Source organism: Mangrovibacterium lignilyticum (genome assembly GCF_010882175.1).
Classification (GTDB): Bacteria; Bacteroidota; Bacteroidia; order Bacteroidales; family Prolixibacteraceae; genus Mangrovibacterium; species Mangrovibacterium lignilyticum.
This window is the reverse complement of the sequence record NZ_WKLH01000002.1, coordinates 813,320-839,104: the sequence shown is the minus strand read 5'-3', so window position 1 is coordinate 839,104 and position 25,785 is coordinate 813,320. Positions and strand designations below refer to the sequence as shown.

The window sequence follows — 25,785 nt, the reverse complement described above, 5'->3', positions numbered from 1 at the left end:
GAACTACCATGAGAACAAATCGAATTCGATCTTTCAGCTTCACTTTTCTGATTGTGTTAAGTCTTATCTTACTCGTTTCCTGCGGTAAAACAAAGCAACAGGCGCAAATCGGGGAAGGAATAGCAATTTATTACCCGGAAAACTTTGTGCCTGAACGGATGTTGCCATCGATGGCTCTGCTGAAAGAGCCTGTTGAAGAGGGGAATGTTTCTTCGGCAATGAAAGTCACCCCTGAATTTTACCAAAAGGAGGGTAAAAATTGTGCCCGGATTGCTGTTGAGGAAGGTACAGATCTATATGGAACCGGCGAGGTGGTTGGAGATCTGAACCGCAATGGTAAAGAAGTGACTTTGTGGAATACCGACAACTATACTTATGCCAAGGACGAAGGTAAACGTCTATACCAGTCTCACCCCTGGATTTTAGGCGTTCGCACGGATGGCACTTCCTTTGGTATATTGATCGATAATACCTGGAAACAGGAGATCAAGCTCACAAACCCGATTGAAATTGCCTCAGAAGGGCCGGCTACCCGAATCATCATTATTGAGAAAGAAACACCGCAAGCCGTGTTGGAAGCCCTGGGACAATTGACCGGAAAAATGGAAATGCCACCGCTTTGGGCGTTGGGTTACCAACAATGCCGTTATTCTTATTTCCCGGATAGCCGCGTAAAAGAAGTGGCCAGCGAATTTCGTAAGCGAGCTATTCCCTGCGATGTTATCTGGATGGATATTCACTACATGCAGAACTATAAGATTTTTACATTCGACTCGGTCACCTTTCCAAAACCGGCAGAACTAAACGATTACCTGCATAGTATCGATTTTAAGTCGGTTTGGATGATTGATCCCGGTGCCAAAAAAGAAGCAGGTTATTTTGTGTACGACCAGGGAACGGCTGGTAATTATTGGGTCCAGGACAGTACCGGCAACGCTTTTGTTGGCTCAGTTTGGCCCGGGCCATGTTCATTCCCCGATTTCACTATGCCTGAAACAAGCGCCTGGTGGGGCGGATTGTACAAAGATTTTATGGCAACCGGAATTGATGGCGTTTGGAATGATATGAATGAGCCAGCTGTGTTTGATGGCCCTGATAATACGATGCCAGCGAGTAATTTGCACCGGGGAGGAGGGGAGCTTCCTGCCGATGTGCATGCACGCTACCACAATGTTTACGGCATGTTGATGGTGAAAGCCAGTCGCGAGGGAATTTTGAAAACCAATCCGGATAAACGCCCGTTTGTCCTGTCACGCTCCAATTATTTGGGAGGGCAACGCTACGCTGCAACCTGGACCGGTGACAACGCTTCGACCTGGGAACATTTCAAAATGGCAACTCCAATGGTGCTTAATCTCGGGCTTTCCGGACAACCGTTTAGTGGCCCCGATATTGGTGGTTATAAAGGCGACCCGGACACGACCTTACTTGCTAACTGGATGGCCGTTGGCGCTTTTTATCCCTTTAGCCGTAATCATACCGAGGTGAATGGAGTTGATCAGGAACCCTATGCCTATGGCGATGAAGTTGAGGATATTTCCCGCGTTGCATTGGAACGCCGATACCGGTTGATGCCTTATTTGTACACTTTGTTTCACGAATCATCAGAGACCGGACTTCCGGTGTTGCGGCCCGTATTCTTTGCTGATGTGACTGACCCGAAGTTGCGTGAAGAACAGGAAGCTTTCTTATGGGGAAGTGACCTCCTGATTGTGCCTAAATGGGCGGAGAATCCGGCATTGCCAAAAGGAATCTGGACAAGTGTTTCTCTTGTTGGGGAAGATTCAGCCAACGATCCGGTTCAACCGGATCTGAAACTGCGTGGAGGCTCCATTATTCCGCTGGGTAAAATTATTCAATCTACCGAAGATTACAGTACGGACTCGTTGACACTTTTAGTTTGTCTGGATGAGAGCAAAAAGGCTGCAGGAGAACTTTACAGCGACGCCGGGAATGGTTTTGAATACCAAAATGGCCAATACAGCATTGATCAGTTTAAGGCCAATGTTACCGGCGGAAATAAGCTCGTTGTTAGTTGTTCAAAAGTTGACGGCGATATGGCGGAAGAAGTACGCTATTACCGCGTTGGCTTGGTAACTGAATCAGGAATTCAATATTCTGAATGGGACAATGATGGTGAGATTGAATTGCCTTTGGTTCCTTAAAACAGATTAATCAAACTAAAACCAAACGATAAGATGAAAAAGAATATAAGCTGGCTCATTATTCTGTTACTAGTTCTGTCAGCGGTCTGTTGTCAATGTCCGAAATCAGATGTTGAACGTTCCGTTGATCGTAAATGGTGGAAAGAGGCGGTGGTTTATCAGATTTATCCGCGCAGTTTTAAAGATACTGATGGCGATGGGGTTGGCGATTTGAAAGGAATCATCGAGAAGCTGGATTATATAAAAAGCCTGGGGATTGACGTGATCTGGCTGAACCCGATTTACAGTTCGCCCAATGATGACAATGGCTATGATATCAGCGATTACCGGAACATTATGGCGGAGTTTGGTACTATGGAAGATTTCGACAGCTTACTTGCCGGCATGCACGATCGTGGAATCAAATTGGTAATGGATTTGGTGGTCAACCATAGCAGCGATGAGCATGAGTGGTTCAGGCAATCTCGTTCCTCACGCGACAATCCATACCGTGATTATTACCATTGGTGGTCGGCCGAAAAAGGCAAACCCAACTACCGCTGGAGTTTTTTTGATGAAAATAGCGACGCCTGGCGGTACGACTCCACGACCAATGCCTATTATCTGCATTATTTTTCGCGGAAGCAACCCGACCTGAATTGGGAGAATCCCCAAGTGCGGCAGGAAGTATATGCCATCATGAAATTCTGGTTGGATAAAGGAATTGATGGTTTCCGCATGGATGCTTTTCAGTTCATCGCGAAAGACACAACATTTCCGGCATTTCCGGAAGGCTTTGAGAAACAGGTGATCAAATATTACGGCATGGGACCGCATATTCACGATTATCTGAAAGAAATGCATGATTCAGTTTTGAGTAAGTACGACGTGCTAACTGTTTCGGAAGGAGCTGGGAGTACATTCGAGGATGCTCACAACCTGGTGGATGCTGACCGAAAAGAGTTGAGCATGGCTTATCATTTCGAGGGGATGGATATCTGGAATAACCCGGAAAATAAAGATTTGCTGGAGTTTAAAAAGGTTTATACCCGCTGGGACAGTGCATTTGCTGATAAGGGGTGGTTGTCGATTTTTTTGGCGAATCACGATGTGCCCCGCATGGTTAGCAAATTCGGGAACGACAGTCCTGAGTTTAGGGCGGTTTCGTCGAAAATGCTGACGACGTTCATCCTGACCATGCGTGGAACATCCTACTATTACAATGGCGATGAAATTGGTATGACCAACATCGGGTTTGACAGTATTGGTGATTACCGGGATGTGGCGGCCTTAAATGAATACCAAAGGCTACAGCGCCAAGGAGGAAATTTGGATAGCCTGGTCGAACGGCTTAAGTTCATTTCGCGCGATAATTGCCGTACTCCCTTCCAGTGGGATACTACAGCTAATGCCGGATTTACAACAGGCACGCCGTGGATTCAGGTTAATCCGAATTATAAAACAGTAAATGTGGCTGTTGAAGAAGGAGATCCGAATTCCTGCCTGAGCTATTTTCGGAAAATGGTCAAGTTGCGCAAAGAGAGTCCGGTGTTGGTTTATGGCCGGTATGAAATTATTGATCCTGAAAATAAGCAGGTTTACGCTTATTCCCGAACACTAAACGACGAAAAGCTTTTGGTTGTCCTAAACTTTTCACAAGATACTGTCGATTTTCAACTTCCTGAAGGAATGAAGGCTGAAGAAGAGATTTCGTGTAACCTGGAGACTGGTGGCGAGTTTATCAATGGACAAATCACATTAAAACCATACCAGGCGTCGGTCTACAGGCTGGACTAAAAAATTTGTTTTAAGATTGAAAAACCTAAAATCAACTAACATATAACCGAGAATATGAGCAAGCTATTTTTCGTAAGTTTTGTGTTGGCAGTTTTCTGTCAGTGTTCAACAAGCTCTAAAAAGAGTGCAGATTCTGAAATTCCGGGCCGTCAATGGTGGAAAGAAGCAGTCGTGTACCAAATTTACCCGCGAAGCTTCAAAGATACCGACGGCGACGGCGTTGGTGACCTGAAGGGAATAATTGAAAAGCTGGATTACATTAAAAGCCTTGGAATTGATGTGGTTTGGTTAAACCCGATTTATGGCTCACCTAATGATGATAATGGTTACGATATCAGCGATTATCAGGATATCATGGCCGAATTTGGTAACATGGCCGATTTTGATGTCATGCTGCAGGGAATGCACGACCGAGGTATTAAGCTGGTGATGGACCTGGTGGTTAACCACAGTAGCGACGAGCACCGGTGGTTTCAGGAATCACGCACTTCCCGCGATAATGCGTACCGCGATTATTATCATTGGTGGCCAGCCGAAAAAGGCAAACCGGCCAAGCGCGTAAGCTTTTTCGATGTAAATAACGATGCGTGGCTTTACGATTCGACGACCAACGCTTATTATTTGCACTATTTTTCGCGCAAACAACCTGATCTGAATTGGGAAAACCCAAAGCTTCGTGAGGAGATATACAGTATGATGCGCTTTTGGTTCGACAAGGGAATTGACGGTTTCCGGATGGATGTGATTCCGTTTATTTCAAAGGACACGACATTCCCTGAAATCACTCCGGAAGAACTAAATGAAAAATACCATGGTGACTGGGCTTTTTTCTATGGTCATGGTCCGCACATTCACGATTATATGCAGGAAATGAACCGTGAGGTATTGAGCAAATACGATATCATGACGGTTGGCGAGGGGGCAGGTACTGTGCTCGACGACGCCTTGTTATACACCGATCCCGATCGTCACGAGCTGAATATGTTCTACCATTTTGAAGGGGTGAGCATTGGTTATTTGCCAGGGAAATTTAAAGTAATGGACCCGGACGGCTACAAGTTGACCGAATTCAAGGACGTGTATTCGAAATGGGACAGCGTGTTTGCCGAAAAAGGGTGGGGAACCGTCTACCTGGGAAATCACGATCAACCGAGAATGGTCAGCCGTTGGGGAAATGATGCTCCTGAATACCGGGCACCTTCATCTAAAATGCTCACTACGTTCCTATTGTCGATGCGGGCAACGCCTTACTATTATTTTGGCGATGAGCTGGGGATGAGCAATATCAAGTTTGACAGCATTGGCGATTACAAGGATATTGAAACGTTGACTCATTACAAGTTTCTGCAGAATACGGGCGGCGATATTGCGGAGTTTATTGAATCACAAAAGATCTCAGCACGCGATAATGGTCGCACCCCGTTTCAATGGGACAACACAAAAAATGCCGGGTTTACTGATGGAACACCTTGGATTAAAGTAAATTCGAATTACGCGACGGTGAATGTTGAAACAGAAGAGATTGATCCCAACTCCTGTTTGAATTATTTCCGGAAGATGGTGAAAACCCGAAAGGATAACCCGGTTCTGATTTACGGGAAATATCATTTGCTGGACAAAGACAATCCGAACATTTATGCTTACACCCGGGAGCTAAATGGTGCGACACTTTTGGTTGTTCTCAATTTTACGGATGAAAATCAGGTTTGGGATTTACCCAAGGGGGAAAATTTGGGAGGCGTATTGATCAATAATTATAATGATTTGGCAATTGCCGACGGATCGTTTAAACTCCGACCTTACCAGGCGATTATCACTGAACTTGAATAATGAACGTGTCAAATTAAGAAGTCAGGATCGATTTTATTTTTATGAATGATCCTGGCTTTTTATTTAAACAAAAACTGGAATGGAAAACCAGAAACTTCGTCGAACCATAAAAGCCTTGCCGCTGAAATTATAGGCAAATCAAAAAAAAAATACATATTTGTATCACAAACTGATGCATTTGCAATAAATGTTAACTGAACCTTCTGCCTTAGACGAATTTCTATTTCTTCAATTTAAAAGTGGAAACGAATCTGCTTTTGAACAGCTGTTTAAAGCCCATTATAATCCAATAGTTGGCTTTTGTAACCAGTTTATTTCCGATCACGATAAGTCGGCTAGTTTGGCTCAGGAAGCTTTTATCAACCTTTGGATGAATCGGTCGAAGATTCAGTCGCCGAATGGAATCAAGTCGTTTCTGTACACCTTTGCCAAATCAAGTTGTCTGAATTTTATTCGCCATCAAAAGGTAGTCAGTAAATATGAAGACCGGCATTTGCAGGCGATGGAAGGAAAACTTAATAGCGAAGTATTGGACTCGTTCGACTTTGATGCGCTCGAATTTTCAGAGATGGAGGAATTAATTTATCGGTCAATTAGCGAACTCCCTGAGAAATGTCGACAGGTTTTCATGGCAAGTCGCTTCGAAGGCAAAAAGAATAAGGAGATCGCGGATGAGCTTCAAATCTCAGTAAAATCGGTTGAAGCAAATATCACGCGTGCCTTGAAAACATTAAGCGTTAAGCTAGGCGAATACCTACCCGCAGTTTTGGTTCAAATGATTATGCATTACATGTCGTAAAAAAGATTTCATTTTTTTTCTTTTCGATATAGGGTGTCCCCCAATGTGCGTGTACTAAAAGTACAAAGCGACAAAAATGGAATACGCACAAATCATAAAATACATTGCCGGCGAAGCTTCTGAAGAGGAAGTAAGAGCGATCTTTCAGTGGATCGAGTCTTCGTCAGACAACAAAGAAGAGTTTGTCAAACTTAAAAAAGCTTACGCCCTCACTTCAAAATCGGCAGACAATGCGCAACATGTTTGGAATGATGTGATGATTCGCCGGATTCATCGTAAGGAAAACCTCCGTCGTCTCTACACTTACACGCGGTATGCCGCAATTATCGTTTTATTTTTCGCGTTGGGAATGGTTTTTCAAAATCAGCTCAGATTTGGAAAAAGTGCCGAGACGGTTTACGCTTCTAATATGAGCATTGATGTGCCTTTGGGGCAAATGTCAGATCTGACTTTACCCGACGGTACAACCGTTCAATTGAATTCAGGAAGTCATTTTGCCTACACTGGTAATTTTGCAGCAGGTGATCGAACGGTCGAACTGCAAGGAGAGGCTTTTTTTGAGGTTGCCAAGGATGCAAATCACCCTTTCACCGTAAAGACAAAATCGCTTGATTTTAAGGTTTACGGAACTTCATTCAACATTCAAGCGTACGAAGATGAAAAAGAAGTTAACACAACGCTTGTTGAGGGGAGTTTAGGCGTTCTAAGTAAAACCGGGAAAGAATTTACCCGCCTTGTTCCCGGCGAAAACGTTAAATATAATGACGATTCGAAAGAGCTCGTTGTGAAAAATGTTAACACAGATTTATATACCTCCTGGCAGAAAGGACTAATTACCTTTCGAAACGAAAAGCTACAAGACATTGCTAAAAAGATGGAACGTTGGTACAATGTCGAAATTAAAATTGAAGACCAAGAACTGGCAGATGAGCTTTATTTCGGTACGATCATGAAAAATAAACCGATAGACCAGATTCTGGAAGTTTTCAGGATGACTTCTTCTCTTCAATATCGCATTTTACCCCGCCCCGGAGAACCGACCCTGATTTATTGGGAATAACATCAATATTTAATTCGTACAAACCTATCTATTAATCATTAAAGAACGATCTAACATGACAGACTAATCAAAGAAACAGGCCGGAAACAGGGTTAGTATTACCGGCCTGAACTGTATGGAAGATGTTGGAAGCATCCACATACAGTAAGTAATAAAAGCCTTCTGAAAAAGGCCAGTATTCACTTTAACATTTCAAATTTATGAAAAAAACGGAATCTGTTCCACCTAAAGTGGGGCATAAACAAATTTTGCGAATTATGAAGCTAACTACATTTCTTGTATTCATCTTTAGTATGCAGTTATATGCAGCTTCTTACGGTCAAGCCGGAACTATTTCTTTAAAAATGAATTCGAGCTTGAAAGACGTTATTGAGCAAATTGAAGAGATCTCTGACTACCACTTTGTACTGAAATCAGATAAACAAATTTTGGATAAGGTCGTTAGTGTCGACTTCAATGAAGACGATATTGAGAAAGTTTTACAAGACTTGTTTCAAGACACAGGCTATACCTATAAAATTATTGACCGTTACATTGCAGTAACTGATGCTGGTGTTGACGAGAAAATTGGAATGCAGCAAAGTCAGGTTAGTGGTAATGTCACGGACGATACGGGGGCGCCGCTTCCCGGTGTAACGGTGGTGGTTAAGGGAACCACAAACGGAACAATCACCGATTTTGACGGGAATTATACTCTAGGAAATATTGGACAAAACGATGTATTGGTTTTCTCTTTTGTGGGGATGCAGTCGCAGGAAATTGCGGTTGCCGGCCAATCGGTGATCAATGCCGTTTTACAGGAAGAGACAATTGGCCTGGCCGAGGTTGTAGCCGTTGGTTACCAAATTCAGCGTAAGGCAGACTTGACCGGTGCAATTGAGGTAATTGAGTTGCAATCTATTGAGAATGTGAGTTTGAGCTCTGGTAATCCAATGCAGGCTTTACAAGGACGCGTGCCTGGTCTTTATATTGAAAAGAATGGTTCGCCAAACGCAGCAAACAGTCGGATTTTAATTCGTGGTGTAAATACGCTGGGCGATAACAATCCGCTTTATATCATAGATGGTGTTCCAACCAAACGTCCCGAGGTATTTCAGGGGCTAAGCGCCGGATCAATTGTTTCGGTTCAGGTATTGAAGGATGCCTCCGCCTCTTCTATTTATGGTGCGCGTGCATCGAACGGTGTTGTGATTGTTACAACCAGAAACGGTTCAGAAAAGAAGGGAAAAGTTAAGGTTGAATTCAACTCAAACTTTTCGGTACAAAGCGAAAAACCGCAACGTTTCAAAATGCTAAACGCAGTCGATCGTGGTCGCGCTTTATGGCAAGCATCAGTAAACGATGGTGTTGATCCTACAAGTGGATACGGCGAAATTTACAACTTCGACTGGAATGGCGATTACAACAACCCTGTATTGAACAGTGTTACAACACAACCCTTTGTTGGTGGTGATTCGAATGTGCCGGCAGGCGATACTGATTGGCAGGATGCAACTTATGAAACCGGTTTTGTTATCAGTAACGATTTGACCGTTTCCGGAGGCACCGAAAAGTCATCCGTGTTAATGAACGTGGGGTACATCAAAAACACCGGTATGCTGAAATATACCAACTACGATCGGGTAACTGCCCGTATTAACGGACAAACCAGCATGCTGGATGATAAAGTTAAGTTTGGTATTAACGCACAGATCGTTTCTTCAAATGAGACACTGGAAACACCCGACTTGGGTAGCGCTCCTACTCCGGGATTAGCAATTACGCTGGCGCCGACAATTCCTTTGTATACCAAAACAGGCGAATATGGCGGCCCTCTCGGTTCCGGTTATTCAGACCGTAATAACCCGGTGATGATGCAATACATAAATCGTTGGGACAATACCAATCGCCGTTATTTATTTGGAAGTGTTTATGCCGAAGCGCAACCGGTTAAGAACCTTGTTTTACGAACCACTTTAGGTATAGACTACTCCATGGTTGAGGACAAAGATATTGAGCCGGCATTTACGAATGGGTTCATCGCCCGATCGGTCAATAGCCTTCAGATTTACAATAGTGACTTTACCAGTATAACATGGTCAAACACGGCTCACTATAGTTTGGAAACAGGAAAGAGCAGATTCGGATTTCTGTTGGGTATTGAAGCAGTAAGCGATGATTTTAAAGATTTCACCGGATACAAGGAAGGCTTTTCTTCGCAAACCGAAGAGTTCTTTGTATTGAGTGCAGGTACCAGCAACGGGAACAGTTTTGGTACCGCTACAGGTAGCCGTCTTTTCTCTCAATTTGGTAAGATCGATTACAACTACGACGAGCGATTCTTGGCTTCGTTTACTTTACGTCGCGACGGTTCATCCCGATTCGGCAAGGACAACCGTTATGGTTTCTTCCCTGCAGCGACCTTCGGATGGCGTCTCAGCGAAGAATCATTTCTTCAAGGCATGGATAAGCTCACCAATTTGAAATTCCGTGCAGGTGTTGGGCGTGTAGGTAACCAGGATGTTGGTGACTTTGCCAGCTTAGGTTTATTTGAGCCTCGTTACGGAGCAGTCGCCAGTCAGGTCGATGGCGTTTTCCATAATGACTTCTTTGATGATTATTGGAATGTTGGCTCGGCTTATGCTTTGGGCGGTCAGGATACCGGAAACTTGCCGTCTGGCTTCGTTTCGGTTCAAGCGGCTAACCCGGCATTGAGATGGGAAACAACCGATGAGTTGAACCTTGGTATTGACTTCGGATTTTTCGATGGCAAATTAGCGGGTTCGTTCGACTGGTACACCCGTAAAACAACCGATATCTTAATTCAACCACCAGTTGCTTCGGCCTTAGGTGAAGGTCAGTTGCAGTTTTTGAATGGTGCAACCAAGAAAAATAGCGGTTGGGAATTTGCATTGAGTTATCGAAAAGAAGTGAATAGCGACTTTAACTACGAAATTGCAGGTAGTGCCAGTCACTTTGCCGATAAAATCACCGACTTGCCGGAAGAAGTTAGAACAGCTTACCCAGGTAACTCGGAACAAACAGTTGTCGGACATTCAGAGCTTTCTATTTTTGGTTACGTAGCCGATGGCATCTTTAAAAATCAGGGTGAGGTTGATGATCATGCCAGCCAGGTTGGCGCTGCACCGGGACGTATCCGTTGGGCAGACTTGAATAATGACGGAGAAATTAACTCCCTCGATCAGAAGTTTTTGGGAACATTACTTCCAAAACTGGAATATAGCCTTCGGGTTGATCTGAATTATAAGAATTTCGACTTGTCAATTTTCGGATCAGGTGTGGCCGGAAAAACAGGATACGATCCTTACACATTCTACAACGACTTTATTCGTGGCCGCGACAACGTAGGACCTGGTGTTTTCAGAGCATGGACAGCTCAAAATCCAAACTCGGACGTTCCTGCTTTGACCTTATCAGACAGCAACAATGAAACCCGCCCATCAGACTATCTCAACGTAAATGCTTCGTACTTCAAATTGCGGAATGTTCAGATGGGATACAGCCTGCCTGCTTCGACAATGGATAAACTAGGTATGGAAAAATTACGCTTGTATGTTATGGCTGAAAACTTATTCTGGATTAAGAGTAAAGAATTCCAGGGACCGGATCCTGAAAGAACAGATGTGAATGTCATTCCGATTCCGAGGACTTTTTCAGTTGGTGTAAATGTTTCATTCTAATCAATCTAAACTTAAGAAATCATGAATATAAAAAACATCAAAAAATATATAATCGTGCTGGTTAGCCTTTTAGCTGTTTCATGCCAGGGTTATCTTGAAACCGATCCGCAAGGGTTTATTACGGCAGGAAGCCCGAGTGTTGAAGGTGCGGAAGGTTTGGTTACTGCAGCCTATGCCGGTATTGGAAATGACGATATGATTGGCCCGATTGCCAGTATGTGGGTGTACGGAAGTGTCCGTTCGGATGATGCTTACAAAGGTGGTGGTGGTGTTTCCGATGTGGAGCCCTTCAACTTTTACGAGCAGTACAATTTAACCCAGCCTTATCAAAGTTGGTTGGCTGGCTTACCTTACACCTGGGAAAACTACTATCGCGCTATTTCACGGGCCAATTCGGCTTTACGTACGCTGAATGAACTCACGGATGAAGATTTCAGTATGCGCCAAACCCGTATTGCTGAAACCCGTTTCCTAAGAGGACACTCTCATTTTATGTTGAAAGTTTTGTTCAAGTATGTTCCCTATATCGACGAAAGTTTGACAAACGAAGAGATTCTACAAACGTCAAACAGGGAGTACACCAATGACGAACTTTGGAACAAGATTGCCGAGGATTTTCAGTTTGCAGTTGATAATCTTCCGGAAACCCAGGCTGAAGTTGGTCGTGCCAACAAATATGCTGCGGCAGCTTACCTGGCAAAACTGAGATTGTATCAAGCTTACGAGCAGGATGAGAATAACCAGGTTACCAATATCAATCAAACTCGTTTGCAAGAGGTTGTTGATCTTTGTCAAATGGTTATCGAATCAGGAGACTACAGCTTGCAACCTGATTTTGCTGAGAACTTCCTGAACGGCTACGACAATGGCCCGGAATCGATTTTTGCAATTCAATTTTCCATTAGCGATGGAACAACTTCGGGCCGGTTAAACTTTGAAAATGGGTTGAACTATCCACACGGAGCTCCGCAATACGGATGCTGTGGTTTCCACCAGCCTAGTCAAAACCTGGTCAACGCATTTGCAACAGATGCCAGTGGTTTGCCTAAATTCCAGACATTTAATGATGTTGAATTGAGTGCGGCAGACATTACGCCTACCGGTGTGACTGTTGATCCGCGTATTGATCACTCTGTTGGAATTGACGGTCACCCTTACAAGTACCGGAACGAGGATACTTATATCTTCAGCAACAGTTGGGTTCGCGACCCCGGTGTTTACGGTTATTTCCAAAGTATGAAAGAACAGCAGGCGGCCGATTGCTCTTGCTATAAAAAACAAGGTCCGTTCATGGGCGTTTCCAAAAACATCGATATCATTCGTTATGCCGATGTGTTGCTGATGCAAGCTGAGGCTTACATCGAAATGGGACAACAGGATAAAGCGATGCCTTTGATCAATGAAGTTCGGAACCGGGCATCAGAAAGTACCGGAAGAACACGCTTCGCAGATGGAACTGCTCCTTCAAATTATATGATTGCCGAATATGACGGTTCAAATTTGAGCTGGACGCAGGAAAATGCCCGGATGGCTTTGCGTTGGGAACGTAGATTGGAGTTTGCATTGGAAAGTCCACGCTTTTTTGACCTGGTTCGCTGGGGAATTGCAGAAGAGACTTTAAATGCTTACCTGGCCAAAGAAAAAACACGGAAAGATTTTTTGAACAACGCCATGTTCACAGCCGCGAGGGATGAATATTATCCGATTCCTCAGCGTGAAATTGATTTCACCAAAGGCTTATATACTCAAAACGTGGGTTATTAAAAGGATGTGTGATTCATGGAGTGGAGAATAAATGCCCTCCATGAATCTTCTTTAACTTATACCAACCTGACTGAGACTTAAACTTAAACAATGAAAAAAGCTATTCTATTTTCACTTTTGTTGGCGATTATTCTTGGAGCTTGCACGGAATCACAAACGGATGCGAAACTTCATCCCGGAATTCATTTCAGCTTAAACGATTCCATTCTGCAAAGCCCGGTCGAATTATTGTTTTACGATGGTAGTTACCACCTATTCTACAGCTATATAACCCCTGGGGAAATAGAAAAGTGGGGGCAGGTTGAAAGTCAGGATTTAATTCATTGGGAAAATGGTCCGTTGTCACTCGGACAGGATTCGGCGATTTCTATGGAAATGGGAGCAGTTGTGCTGGATTGGAATAATACCAGCGGGTTGAATGAGGAAACTCAGAGCTTGGTTGCTCTGTATCAAACCTCTTCGCACGAAGTTTCCGGTCAACATCTTTATGGGGAATTGAAGCTTTCTTACAGCAACGATAACGGAGCCAGTTGGACCGATTATACTGGTAGCTCGATCGTGTTGGACAACTATTACGAGCCGATCAGAGACATCAAAATAATTTGGAATGATGATCTGCAAAAGTGGCTGATGCTGGCGCTATCCGGTTACGAAGTTCGTTTTTACGCCTCAGATAATTTGATCGATTGGGAATATCAAAGTCGATTTGGTGATGATGTCTACCTGAAAACCGGTGAGTGGACGGGCCTTGATTTTTTTCCGATGGAAGTGAATGAGACAAGCGAAATGAAGTGGGTTTTGTGCATTAGTTCTAATGCCGGCTCGCCGAATGAAGGCAGTGGCATTCAGTATTTCATTGGCGATTTTGACGGTTTTGTATATAAGTCAACCCACAACAAACCGAAATGGATCGATCATGGCAGTGATGTCTGCACAGGGATTGTTCTGTCTGATTATTTTACAAACGATAAACCAGCCGTCTTTATGGCGGACATTTATAATTCAATCTATTCAAAATTCAATATTCACCCTGAACCTTCGGGCACTTTTACGCTGGTTCGCCAATTCACGCTAAGCGAAAGATACAACGATTACTATCTCATTTCGAAACCTGCAGAGGCCATTGAAACAATAGAAAAGAAGAAAAATTCAATTCAGGAAACAAAGATTACCGGTGATTTGGATATCAAAAAGAGTTTTCAACTACCCGTTGAGATTAATCTGACTTTCGATGTAAATGACAGGTTATACCTCGGCTTGGCTGAATCGTTTGGCTTGAAACTGAAAAATAAAGAAGGTGACCAATTAATGGTGGGATACCAGGCTGAACGAAGATATTTTTTCATTGCAGATCCGTCAATACAGCGGGATTTTCCTAATACTTGGGATGGTTTTAATTATGCACCCTACATAACGAGTGAACCAACTTTGGATATGAAATTGATCATTGATCACAGTTCGGTTGAGCTGTTTGCAATGAATGGATTGGTGTCACTCACACGAAAAATTCCCTTTTCAGGCAATTTGGATCAGATTTCATTGTATGCCGAAAGCGGAAGTATCAAGCTGGAATCAGGAACCCTGATTGAACTTGAAAACATTTGGTAATATTCATTTGAAAAACCTGTAAAACGATTATACATGAACCTAAAACATTTGAACTACTTCGCAGTATTTTTCTTGCTGATTAGCTGGGCTTGTTCTTCCAATTCGAAAAAACAAGTGATAGCTGAGCAGGACAAAGCTTCTATCGAGCAATATCGCCCGCAATATCATTTTACGCCCGACTCGGCGTGGATGAACGATCCGAACGGGATGGTTTATTATGAAGGGGAATACCATTTATTCTATCAATATTATCCTGACTCAACAGTTTGGGGCCCCATGCATTGGGGACATGCGATCAGTACCGACCTGGTGCATTGGGAGCACATGCCAATTGCATTATATCCGGACAGTCTGGGCTATATCTTTTCAGGCAGTGCAGTGGTTGACTGGAAGAATACCAGTGGTTTCGGAACCGCTGAGAATCCACCGCTTATTGCCATTTTCACCTATCACAATCCGGAAATAGCAGAAGCCGGCGGCGTTGATGTTGAATCGCAGGGCATTGCTTACAGCCTGGACAAAGGCCGAAGCTGGACTAAGTATGACACAAATCCGGTCATCCCGAACGATGGGAATCGCGATTTCCGTGATCCGAATGTGATTTGGAATGAAGAAATTCAGAAATGGAACCTGGTGCTTTCAGCTCACGATCATGTACAGATTTATTCGTCGGACAATTTGAAACAGTGGAGTTATGAAAGTAGTTTTGGAGCCGATGCCGGTGCTCACGGCGGCGTTTGGGAATGTCCCGATTTGTTTCCTCTACAAGTTGAAGGAACTGATGACACAAAATGGGTATTGATAGTCAACATCAATCCGGGAGGACCAAATGGCGGATCCGGAACGCAATATTTTATAGGTGACTTTGACGGGCACCAATTTACGGCTGATTCCAAAGAAACAAGCTGGATTGACTACGGACGGGATAATTACGCTGGCGTCACCTGGTCGGATGTTCCGAAAGAAGACGGACGCCGGATTTTCCTCGGGTGGATGAGCAATTGGGACTATGCGCAGGTTGTTCCGACAGAAAAGTGGCGCAGCGCAATGACTTTGCCTCGAGTACTTTCGTTAGCAAAGGTGAATGATAATTATGTGGTGAAATCAACTCCTGTTAAAGAAATGGACTTGATTACAGATCGGAAGTTGCCCGTTCAAAATGAAGCCTTAGAGATTTCGGGTGAGCGAGAACTGGATTTGCACGGAATTAATCTGAATCAAAGTCGCCTCTCGCTGGAATTTGAAACGAGTGAGAATGCACCGGAGTCATTCGGATTAGTCTTTGAAAATGAGCTTGGTGAGAATGTTAAGTTCAGTTATTCATCGGTTGATAAACAGTTTTACTTTGATCGGAACCATTCCGGTGATATGGGTTTTTCAGATAAGTTCGCCGGAATTGATAAGGCATCTTATGAAGCATATTCACAAATTAAACTGGAGATTTTTGTTGATGCAGCTTCGATGGAAATATTTGTTGATGATGGTGAGTTAGTGATGACTGAGATATTTTTCAGTACCAAGCCATTTACAAAATTGACCGTATTCTCCAACGGAAGCCCGTTAACACTGACAAAGTCGGAATTTGTTGACGTAAATTCTATTTGGTAATTGTATTATGCATGAAGTGGCACCAACAAAAAGTTGGAGTATGGGCTTCGACTAAACCAATAAAACGATGCAAACTATATACAAAAGAACTATAGGAGCCTTTATCCTGATTTTGAGCTCCTGTCTGTTGTCTTTCGCTCAAAACGCAAAAGTAATCGAGATCCAGACAAAATCTACCTCGCTGGTATACGCTGTGGATTCCAATGGCCGGCTTGTTTTTCAATATTATGGGAAAGCAGTCGAGTCGCCAGCGGCTTTTTTGCTACAAAAATCCTATCCTAAGCCGGATACAAACCGCGATTTTTCATATGAAGCTTATCCTACATTTGGACTGGGAAATGTGAACGAGCCAGCGCTTTCAGTCGTCCATGCTGATGGAAGCATGAACACAGAACTGGCGTTTGATGGGGTTGAAAAAGGCGAAACATTTCAAGGTGTTTCAGAAACCATCATTCGCTTGAAAGATCGGATTTATGCATTGGAGGTTGAATTACACCTAAAAGCTTTTGTTGAAGAAGATGTGATTACCCAGCATGTGGTTATTCGGAATAACGAACCTGAAGCTGTTCGGATGACCAATTTTGCCTCCTCTTTTCTTCTGTTAAAATCTTCGGAGTATTATTTGACGCACTTTTATGGCGCATGGGCAGGCGAGATGAGTGTGGTCGAGGAAAAGCTGGAAAATGGTATTAAAGTTATTGAATGTAAAAAAGGTGTTCGTACTACCCAGACTGAAAACGCATCTTTCATTGTAAGCTTGAATCACCAGGCACAGGAAAATGAAGGTGATTGCTATGGAGGAACCCTGGCATGGTCGGGTAATTACCGATTGACTTTTCAGGTTGACGAATTGAAAAAACTGAACATTGTTTCGGGTGTCAACCCATTTTTATCGGATTGGCATTTGAAATCCGGCGAGAGCTTAACAACGCCTGAAATGATTTATACGTTCAGTAGTCAGGGGAAAGGGCAGGTTTCGCGCAACTTTCACGATTGGGGACGAAAATATGGAATGGTGGGTGGTACCAAATTGCACGATATCGTATTGAACAGTTGGGAAGGGGCGTATTTTACCTTTAATGAAGCAACACTGACTGGCATGATGGATGATGCGGCAGAAATGGGGATTGAAACCTTTGTGTTGGATGATGGCTGGTTCGGTAACAAATATCCGCGTAATAACGATGATGCCGGTTTGGGTGATTGGCAAACCAATACGCAAAAGCTGCCTGATGGATTGGATTATCTGATCGATTACGCACATTCAAAAGGTTTGAAATTCGGTTTGTGGATTGAGCCAGAAATGGTGAACCCTGAGAGTGAATTAGCCGCTAATCATCCGGAGTGGGTTGTCCAAAGTCCCGGACGGGAGAAGATAACCTGGCGGAACCAATGGTTGCTGGATTTATCCAATCCGAAAGTGCAGGATTTTGTTTACAATGTATTTGATAGCCTGTTGACAACTCATCCGGGAATTGAATACATCAAATGGGATGCGAATCGGCATGTTGAACAGGCCGGATCGACTTGGTTGCCAACGTCGGAACAAACCCATTTCTGGGTTGACTACACGAAGGGTTTGTATTCCGTTTATGGACGGATTCGTGCAAAATATCCTGATTTTGTTATTCAGGATTGTGCCTCTGGTGGTGGGCGGTTGGATTACGGAGCCTTGAAATACCACAACGAATTTTGGACGTCGGATAACACTGATCCACTTTCAAGAATTTTCATTCAGTATGGAACAAACCTGATTTATCCGCCCGTTGGAACGGCTTCGCATGTTTCTACCAGTCCCAATCATCAAACGCAGCGGATGGCACCATTGAAATTTCGCTTTGATGTGGCCATGACCGGTCGATTGGGAATGGAGCTTCAACCCAGGAATATTCAAGGGCCAGATCGGACATTTGCCATGGAGGCCATTCAAAATTACAAGCAAGCCGTTCGGCCATTAATCACCAACGGTGATTTATTCCGTTTGATATCGCCTTATGATGAAGGAGGATGGGCTGCACAAATGTATGTCAGCAAGGACGAAACAGATGCTGTATTATTTGCATTTAGCATAGAGCCTCATACCAGAGGTATTTTTCCAACGGTAAAACTAAATGGTTTAGATCCGGCGAAGAGATATCAAATAACAGAAATTAATACAAACGGCCGCAGCCGGTTTTGGGGTGACGGGCAAACTTTACCGGGTGACTACCTGATGAATGTTGGCCTTGAATTGAAAATATCGAATCAATACGATAGTGCGGTTTTTTTGCTGAAAGAGATAAACTAAACAAGAACGATTAAAACTAGCTAATACGCTAAACTTATGAAAACAAATAATCAAATTCACACGGGCTATTTATATTGGACCACCTTCGTAGCCATTAACGGCGGTTTGCTTTTCGGCTTGAATATGGCTGGTATTTCCGGTGCAGTGGATATGCTGAAAGGTGAATTTTTGCTAACCGACAGCGGATTGGGAACGGTCGCAGCCCTGTTAACTTTTGGCTGTCTGATCGGTGCGTTATTTACAGGTAATTTCACTAAAAACTACGGACGTAAAAAAGTCATGCTGGCCACGGCTGTGCTGTATATTATTTCCGCCCTTGGTTGTGCCCTGGCCGAATCGTCGGCTGTTTTAATCATCTTCAGGGTTCTTTCCGGTTTGGCGGTTGGGGCAACATCTGTTGTTTGTCCGATGTATATTTCGGAGATTTCCCCGGCTCATAACCGTGGGCGATTGGTGTCGATGAACCAGTTTGCCATTACCATCGGGATTGTTTTAGCCTATATCTTCGATTATTTGCTGATCGGACTTGGAGATAACAGCTGGCGTTACATGCTCGTAGTACCGGCTCTTTTCGGAGTGCTATACCTGATCCTTATCTTGATTTCATTTCCGGAAAGCCCAAGGTGGCTGGTTGCACAGGGAAGGAAAAATGATGCTGCTTCAGTCATGCGTAAAATCGGTGGTGAGCAACTGATTAAAAGTGAGCTTGCAGAGATCGAAAGAACGATAGCCGAAGAAAAAAAGAAAAAGCAACTGGCGATTTCCGAACTATTTCAGGGAAAGACCGGGAAGATCGTATTGATTGGAACCCTGATTGCAGCCTTACAACAAATCACGGGGATCAATGCTGTGATCATGTTTGCGCCCGAAATGTTTAAAGCAGCAGGGGCTGCAAAGGCCGATTCGGTGATGATGTCAATGATCGTCGGGTTGGTAAACTTTTTAATGACCATTGTCGCTCTTTGGCTGGTCGATAAAAAAGGGCGCAAAACCTTGTTGCTGTGGGGAGCAGTTGGCATGATTGTTTCGCTGGCTTATCTGACCTGGGAGTTTGCAAAACCTGTGCAATACGGCCCGGGAGTGTTGGCCGCTATGCTGGTTTATATTTCCTTCTTTGCCGCTTCGTTTGCTCCTGTTATGTGGGTAATTATTTCCGAGATATACCCCAATCGCATTAAAGGTGTGGCCATGTCGTTTTCAACAGCCGTAAGCTGGCTGTGTACCTTTCTAACGGTTTACTTTGCTCCGGTCATTCAGGGAACGTTGGGATTAAGTTACCTGTTTGGTATTTTCGGAATCTTCTCCGTAATCGCCTTCGTATTTGTTAAAATATGGATTCCCGAAACCAAAGGAAAATCGCTGGAACAAATTGAAAAAGAATTAGGACTTATTTAGATATCAAAACATGAATCAAAAATCTTTAGTAATCGGACTTGGAGAATTGTTGTGGGATGTATTTCCTGATCACAAACAAATGGGTGGTGCGCCATGTAATTTTGCATTCCACGCGTCAAAACTGGGAATGGATAGTTTGGCCATCAGTGCTATTGGCAAGGATGAGTTGGGAGCTGAAATTATTGAAAAACTGGATGAAGTAGAATTGAAATATGATATGCAGCAAGTGGACTATCCAACAGGGACTGTAAAAGTTACCTTGAGTGGTAACGGGATTCCCGAATACGAGATCTGCTATCCTGTGGCATGGGACTTTATCGGGATGAAACCGGAATATGAAGCCATTGCCAAACAAACCCAAGCAGTTTGTTTTGGATCACTGGCTCAAAGGGGAGAAGTATCTCATAATACGATTCGCAGCTTTGTCAGCCAGGTGCCTGATACAGCCTTAAAGATATTCGACATCAACTTACGTCAGCAATTTTACTCGAAAGCGTTGATTGAAGACTCGCTTAAGCTGAGCAATGTGTTGAAAATAAACGATGATGAGATTAAGATCGTAGCTGATTTATTTGGCTTAACAGGAACCGACGAGACCGTCTGCCAGACATTGATTGAGCAGTTCAATTTAAAACTGGTCGCTTTGACTTGTGGTACAGCTGGAAGCTATTTGATTACTCAGAAAGAAAGTAGTTTTTTGGAAACGCCCACCGTTGAAGTTGCAGACACTGTTGGAGCCGGAGATTCGTTCACAGCTGCCATGGTGGTTGGATTACTGACTGGTAAATCGTTAAAGGAAACTCATCAAATGGCAGTGAAGCTTTCAGCTTTTGTATGTACCCGACATGGTGCCATGCCGGAATATCAGACGGACTTTGTCCTATAAATTGGAAATTGTATCGGGTTGAACGTATTTAATTTGAGAATTGATTGGGAATTACAAGAAGCTTTCGGGCTTCTTTTTTTCTGAAATCAAGCGGGGAATGTGGAACAAAAGTGCGTGTTTATACGTCTAGGCTTACATAGCGGACTACTTAGTCTTATTCTCTGGCGAAATAATGGCGAATTATCAGTTGGTCACATCTTAAACGATTCCCAAAATATTCACAATAAAACGGGGCGGTTTTTTTATTAGATATTTTCAGAGGACAATATTTAATTTTTACGAATAATCTTCATCCGCCCTGTTTTTTGCAAAAAATGAAAGGTTGAGCAGACATTAATCCGTTCAACCTTTTTTTTATGATTTTTAGTGTATTTGCCTAATAAAGAGGCGGATATTTTTTCACATCCGTTTCGCGCATCATATTATAAACAGCTTCATAGATCCGTTCTACCGTTGGTTTGGTGAAATACTCTCCATCAATGCCGTATGCCGGACGGTGTTCGGCAGCCGGTAAAGTAACCGGAGCTGTATCAAGGTAGTTGAATGCTTTTTGCTCTTCCATGACTTTTTGCAGCATGTAAGCTGAGGCGCCACCCGGCACATCCTCATCAACAAAAATTACTTTGTTGGTTTTCTTGACCGACTCTGCGATCATGTGGTTGACATCAAAAGGCATTAGTGTTTGCACGTCAATTACTTCTACCGAAATATTTTTCAGTTCTTTCAGTAATTGAGCCGCTTTTACAGCATGATGTGCATTCCAGGCATAAGTAACCAAGGTCACATCAGTTCCTTCATTCAGTATTTCGGGAACTCCCAGCGGAATTTTGTATTCGCCGATATTAGATGGAAGCTGTTCTTTTACATTGTAGCCTTTCAGTGGCTCGATCACCAAAGCCGGATCATTCCCTTCGAGCAGGGTGTTGTAAAAACCGGCAGCTTGGGTCATGTTTCGCGGAACACAAAGGAAAACTCCACGCATAGAACCCAAAATGAGCTGCATGGGTGAACCTGCGTGCCATATTCCCTGCAATTGGTGACCGCGGGTACGCACAATTAATGGAGCCGCTTGTTTGCCCATGGTACGGAATTGCATACAGGCTAAGTCGTCGCTCAAGTTGGCCAGTCCGTACATCAGGTAATCCAGGTATTGAATTTCAGCAATGGGACGGAAGCCCCTTAATGCCAATCCAATTCCTTGTCCGATAATTGTTGATTCACGAATGCCAGTATCGGAAACACGGTGTGCACCATATTTTTCTTGCATCCCTTTCATCCCTTGGTTCACATCGCCCATAAAGCCGGTGTCTTCACCAAAAGTGACTAAGTTGGGATATTTTTCAAAAAGCTTATCGAAATTTTGGCTGATTACTTCACACCCGTTAACCATTTTAGCATCTTCAGCAACTTGTACCGGAACAGCTTCAACATTTAAAGTTGAATCAGCTCCTTCACGGTGAAGTTGACCATTGTAAAAGTTGCGTGTTCGACCATCGAATTTCTCCAGCCAGTCGGCAAGTTGCTTGTGTTCGTTTTGTAATTCCTCAACTCCGTGAAGCTCAAATTTCAGTCGTTTGGCAAAACTAAATAGCGCTCGGCGGGTAGGGAATACCTTATTTTTTATTGTCTCTAATTCTTCCGTATGATCGATTGGCTTGCCCTTGTTTTCTTTGATCCGGACAATAATTTCTTCCAGACTATCAGTTTCAGCGGCATAACTTCCGGTGTAATGTTTCCATGCTAAATCACGTGCCTCCCGTGCCCGTTTCGAAGCTCTTTTTTCAATCGTCTTCAGTGCATCTTCATCAGCCTTGCCTGTCTCCAGCAACCACTTTTTAAACTGATTTAGACAGTCATATTCTGTTTCAAATTTCAGGCGCTCCTTGCTCTTATATCGTTCATGCGAGCCTGACGTTGAATGTCCTTGTGGTTGGGTAACTTCCTGTACATGAAAAAGGACAGGAGATTGCTTTTCCCGACAGGTTTTAATCCCCTTTTCAAAAGTCGATACCAGGTCCGAATAGTCCCAACCTTTACAGGTCAGAATATCAATTCCATTGGTTCCTTTTGTTTTTTGAAATCCTTTTAAAGCTTCGGAAATACTAGCTTTAGTGGTTTGCAATTCTTTAGGAACACTAATCCCGAATCCATCGTCGTAGACAGCTATTGCCACTGGTACCTGCAAAACACCGGCAGCGTTTATTGTTTCGAAGAACATGCCTTCGGAGGTACTGGCATCACCAATTGTACCAAAAGCAACCTCATTGCCGTGAACATTGTTGTTCAAATGTTCTTTCATTTCCGGGTTTTCCCGAACCAGTTTCGAGGCTTGAGCCAATCCCAGCAAACGAGGCATCTGTCCGGCAGTTGAAGACACATCAGAAGCTGAATTGTATTGCTTCATCAAATCTTTGATCTCGCCTTTTTCGTTGATGTTTCTCGTGCTGAAGTGGTTGTTGAAATTACGACCACCGGTCGATGGATTAAAATTGAAGTCGGTGTCGCCGTATATCATGGCAAAGAATTCTTCGGGTTGAAGTAATCCTAAATACAACATGAAAGTTTGGTCGCGGTAGTAACCCGAACGCCAGTCTCCCTTTTGAAAGTTTTTAGCATAAGCAATTTGCGCTAGCTCTTTACCATCACCGAAAATCCCAAAATGAGCGCGGCCGTTATGAACTTCTCTTCTTCCTAAAACACTTAGTTGTCGGCTAAGATAAGCCAGATAATAATCGTTAAGGATTTGGTCTAGTGCTTTATTTTCAGTCGATTCCAATAGTTCTGATTTCTCAAGGTACATGAATACACTTTTGATTAATACTTTCTTCAACTCTTGCTTAATTCGCGTGCAAAGTTGTCAAAAAATTTATCAAATAAACGTTTCTTAAGTGCTTTTGTTTGTGCACCAATTGTTGCAAAAAACAGGCTGAATGTATTTATTTTACAAAATGTGAATTGGATTTGTCGTCTAAACTTCAGCAAGTCAGACCTATGTGTCTTCTATTTTTGAGTCGCTGGTTGAATTGGGAAAGGAATTTACAAATACAGAATATGTTTTGAAACCTAAGATTGAAGCTGATTAGCAATATTTTATTACTTTGTGCGAGCCTAAAAACCACAATTAACCGAGAACGATTTGGACCAACCGTTTAACGTAGAGCAACTTCGGCGAGGTGATTCACGAGCCTTCAAACAATTCTTTCAGTACTACGGTGAGAAGGTTTTTGCCTTTGCTTTTTCGTATCTGAAAAATGAAACAGATGCTCAGGAAATCGTTCAGGAGGTATTTCTGAAAGTCTGGAAAAACAGGCAAAACTTAAAGGTTAATACCTCACTTCAGGCCTATTTATTCACGATAACGTTCAATGCTGTAAAAAAAACTTTCCTAAGAAGATCGAAGGAACAAGCCTTTAAACACAGCCTGGTTGACGAGCTGGATTCGGAAACCGATGTACAGGATTTTGAAAACCAATATCAGTTGGTCATCGCTAAACTTGAGCTATTTATTGAGGAAATGCCGGAAAGGAGGCGACAGATCTTCATCGCCCGGAAGAAAGAAGGCAAACCGGTTAAGCAAATCGCTGAGGAAATGGATATCTCCGTTAAAACAATTGAGAATCAAATAACAGAAGCGATGAAATACCTCAAAAATCGTTTTGGGACTGAGTTGCCCGAAGGTCTTAATCTTTTGGTGCTTTTTCTGGATTATGACCACTGATAGCCATTTAGTATCGTTTAAAAACTTTTTGTGTAATTTTTTTCATTTCGGATAGGGGGTTTCAATTTTTCAGGATATAACCTGTGAAAAATGAAATGATCTTGAGGATACGAAATGGAGAAACGAGATAAATATAAAGGAGCATTCAAAAGGTTTGAAGAGGGGAAGTATACCCGTTCAGATTTCAAGCAGGTGAACGAGTTGTTTGAGGCTGATTCGGAAGAGGAGTTGAGTGAATTCTTACACGATAATTGGCAAAGCATTCCGGAAGGGGAGACAAAGTCGCCAAAACTCAAACGATTTATTGATCAAATTCATGACGGAATATTCCCGGCGAAACCTTCAACAGTGAAGATCCTGTTGAATTACTACCAACGCGTTGCCGCTATTCTTATGATACCCATATTGCTGTTTGCAATTCATTGGTTTACTGTTAAAGAACCTCAACGTGCTGAAGCCATGGCTACGATTGTTTCGCCTCTCGGTGCCCGCACCAGCTTTGTGTTGCCTGACGGTTCTACCGGTTGGTTAAATAGCGGCTCGGAATTGACTTACCCCATAAATTTCCATCACGAACGAGAAGTGAAATTGGTTGGTGAAGCATTTTTCCATGTAAAACACCAAGATGGCGACAAATTTCATGTCCGGACAAACGGATTGACAGTGCAGGTTTTAGGAACCCAGTTTGATGTTTCTGCCTATTCGGCCAATGAAAAGATAAGCGTTGTGTTGAAGGAAGGAAGTGTGCAAATATTCGACAAAAATGATCAGGCAGCTTACCTGATGAAACCGGATGAACGCTTCGACTACAATACACAACAAAACCAAGCTGTAATTAGCAAGGTGGATGCGACAGAATTTGTTTTGTGGACTGAAGGGTTGTTGCAGTTCAAAGGTGAATCGTTGGAAGACGTGATGGCAAAATTATCTCGCTGGTACAATGTCGATATCGAAATTCATGACAGTCAATTAAAGAAATACAATTTCAGGGCAACTTTTAAAGATGAGCAGTTGGATGAAATATTGCGGATGATTGCCCTAACTACACCGATGAAATACCAAATAGAAGAACGCAAACCAAACCAAAACGGCATATATGTAAAACGGAAAATTATTATTGAAAAGAAATGACAAGAAGCAAAAAATCAGGAAAGTGCTGGTATCACTTCCCTGATCAGGCTTGAAGAATCGTTACAGTGTATTTTAACA

15 protein-coding genes are annotated in these 25,785 nt (G+C 43.1%); 14 read left to right on the top strand and 1 reads right to left on the bottom strand.

Going from position 1 to position 25,785, the window contains the following annotated elements; genetic code table 11:
* The first annotated feature begins 8 nt into the window (after nt 1-8).
* The 12 genes from GJV22_RS10625 (at nt 9) to GJV22_RS10570 (ending at nt 20,858) form a co-directional block, all read left to right on the top strand.
* Nucleotides 9-2,165, top strand: coding sequence for a TIM-barrel domain-containing protein (locus GJV22_RS10625; protein WP_163712773.1), 2,157 nt, complete (start codon nt 9-11; stop codon nt 2,163-2,165).
* 33 nt (nt 2,166-2,198) lie between these two features.
* Entirely contained in the window at nt 2,199-3,941 is a 1,743-nt protein-coding gene (locus GJV22_RS10620) for a glycoside hydrolase family 13 protein (protein ID WP_163712770.1), read from the top strand.
* 54 nt (nt 3,942-3,995) lie between these two features.
* On the top strand, nt 3,996-5,771 hold the full coding sequence (locus GJV22_RS10615; RefSeq protein WP_163712767.1) for a glycoside hydrolase family 13 protein: 1,776 nt from the start codon (nt 3,996-3,998) through the stop codon (nt 5,769-5,771).
* A 187-nt stretch (nt 5,772-5,958) separates the two neighbouring features.
* Entirely contained in the window at nt 5,959-6,570 is a 612-nt protein-coding gene (locus GJV22_RS10610) for an RNA polymerase sigma-70 factor (protein ID WP_163712764.1), read from the top strand.
* A 76-nt stretch (nt 6,571-6,646) separates the two neighbouring features.
* Entirely contained in the window at nt 6,647-7,630 is a 984-nt protein-coding gene (locus GJV22_RS10605) for a FecR family protein (RefSeq protein ID WP_163712761.1), read from the top strand.
* A 257-nt stretch (nt 7,631-7,887) separates the two neighbouring features.
* Nucleotides 7,888-11,310 (top strand): SusC/RagA family TonB-linked outer membrane protein, encoded by a 3,423-nt coding sequence (locus GJV22_RS10600; protein ID WP_205461835.1) that lies wholly within the window; start codon nt 7,888-7,890, stop codon nt 11,308-11,310.
* A 21-nt stretch (nt 11,311-11,331) separates the two neighbouring features.
* On the top strand, nt 11,332-13,074 hold the full coding sequence (locus GJV22_RS10595) for a RagB/SusD family nutrient uptake outer membrane protein (protein ID WP_163712758.1): 1,743 nt from the start codon (nt 11,332-11,334) through the stop codon (nt 13,072-13,074).
* Nucleotides 13,075-13,164: 90 nt separating this feature from the next.
* A complete protein-coding gene (locus GJV22_RS10590; protein ID WP_163712755.1) occupies nt 13,165-14,682 on the top strand; it encodes a glycoside hydrolase family 32 protein in 1,518 nt (505 codons plus the stop codon).
* A 33-nt stretch (nt 14,683-14,715) separates the two neighbouring features.
* Nucleotides 14,716-16,290, top strand: coding sequence for a glycoside hydrolase family 32 protein (locus GJV22_RS10585; RefSeq protein ID WP_163712752.1), 1,575 nt, complete (start codon nt 14,716-14,718; stop codon nt 16,288-16,290).
* 67 nt (nt 16,291-16,357) lie between these two features.
* On the top strand, nt 16,358-18,577 hold the full coding sequence (locus GJV22_RS10580; protein WP_163712748.1) for an alpha-galactosidase: 2,220 nt from the start codon (nt 16,358-16,360) through the stop codon (nt 18,575-18,577).
* A gap of 36 nt (nt 18,578-18,613) precedes the next feature.
* Nucleotides 18,614-19,972, top strand: a complete 1,359-nt coding sequence (locus GJV22_RS10575) for a sugar porter family MFS transporter (RefSeq protein ID WP_163712745.1) — start codon at nt 18,614-18,616, stop codon at nt 19,970-19,972.
* A 10-nt stretch (nt 19,973-19,982) separates the two neighbouring features.
* Entirely contained in the window at nt 19,983-20,858 is an 876-nt protein-coding gene (locus GJV22_RS10570; RefSeq protein WP_163712742.1) for a carbohydrate kinase family protein, read from the top strand.
* 376 nt (nt 20,859-21,234) lie between these two features.
* Here GJV22_RS10570 and GJV22_RS10565 read toward each other — a convergent pair whose 3' ends face one another.
* Nucleotides 21,235-23,658 (bottom strand): alpha-ketoacid dehydrogenase subunit alpha/beta, encoded by a 2,424-nt coding sequence (locus GJV22_RS10565; RefSeq protein WP_163712739.1) that lies wholly within the window; start codon nt 23,656-23,658, stop codon nt 21,235-21,237.
* Between the two features lie 336 nt (nt 23,659-23,994).
* Between GJV22_RS10565 and GJV22_RS10560 the strand changes: the two genes are divergently transcribed.
* Nucleotides 23,995-24,576 (top strand): RNA polymerase sigma factor, encoded by a 582-nt coding sequence (locus tag GJV22_RS10560; protein WP_163712736.1) that lies wholly within the window; start codon nt 23,995-23,997, stop codon nt 24,574-24,576.
* A gap of 114 nt (nt 24,577-24,690) precedes the next feature.
* Nucleotides 24,691-25,707, top strand: coding sequence for a FecR family protein (locus tag GJV22_RS10555; protein WP_163712733.1), 1,017 nt, complete (start codon nt 24,691-24,693; stop codon nt 25,705-25,707).
* Nucleotides 25,708-25,785 lie beyond the last annotated feature (78 nt).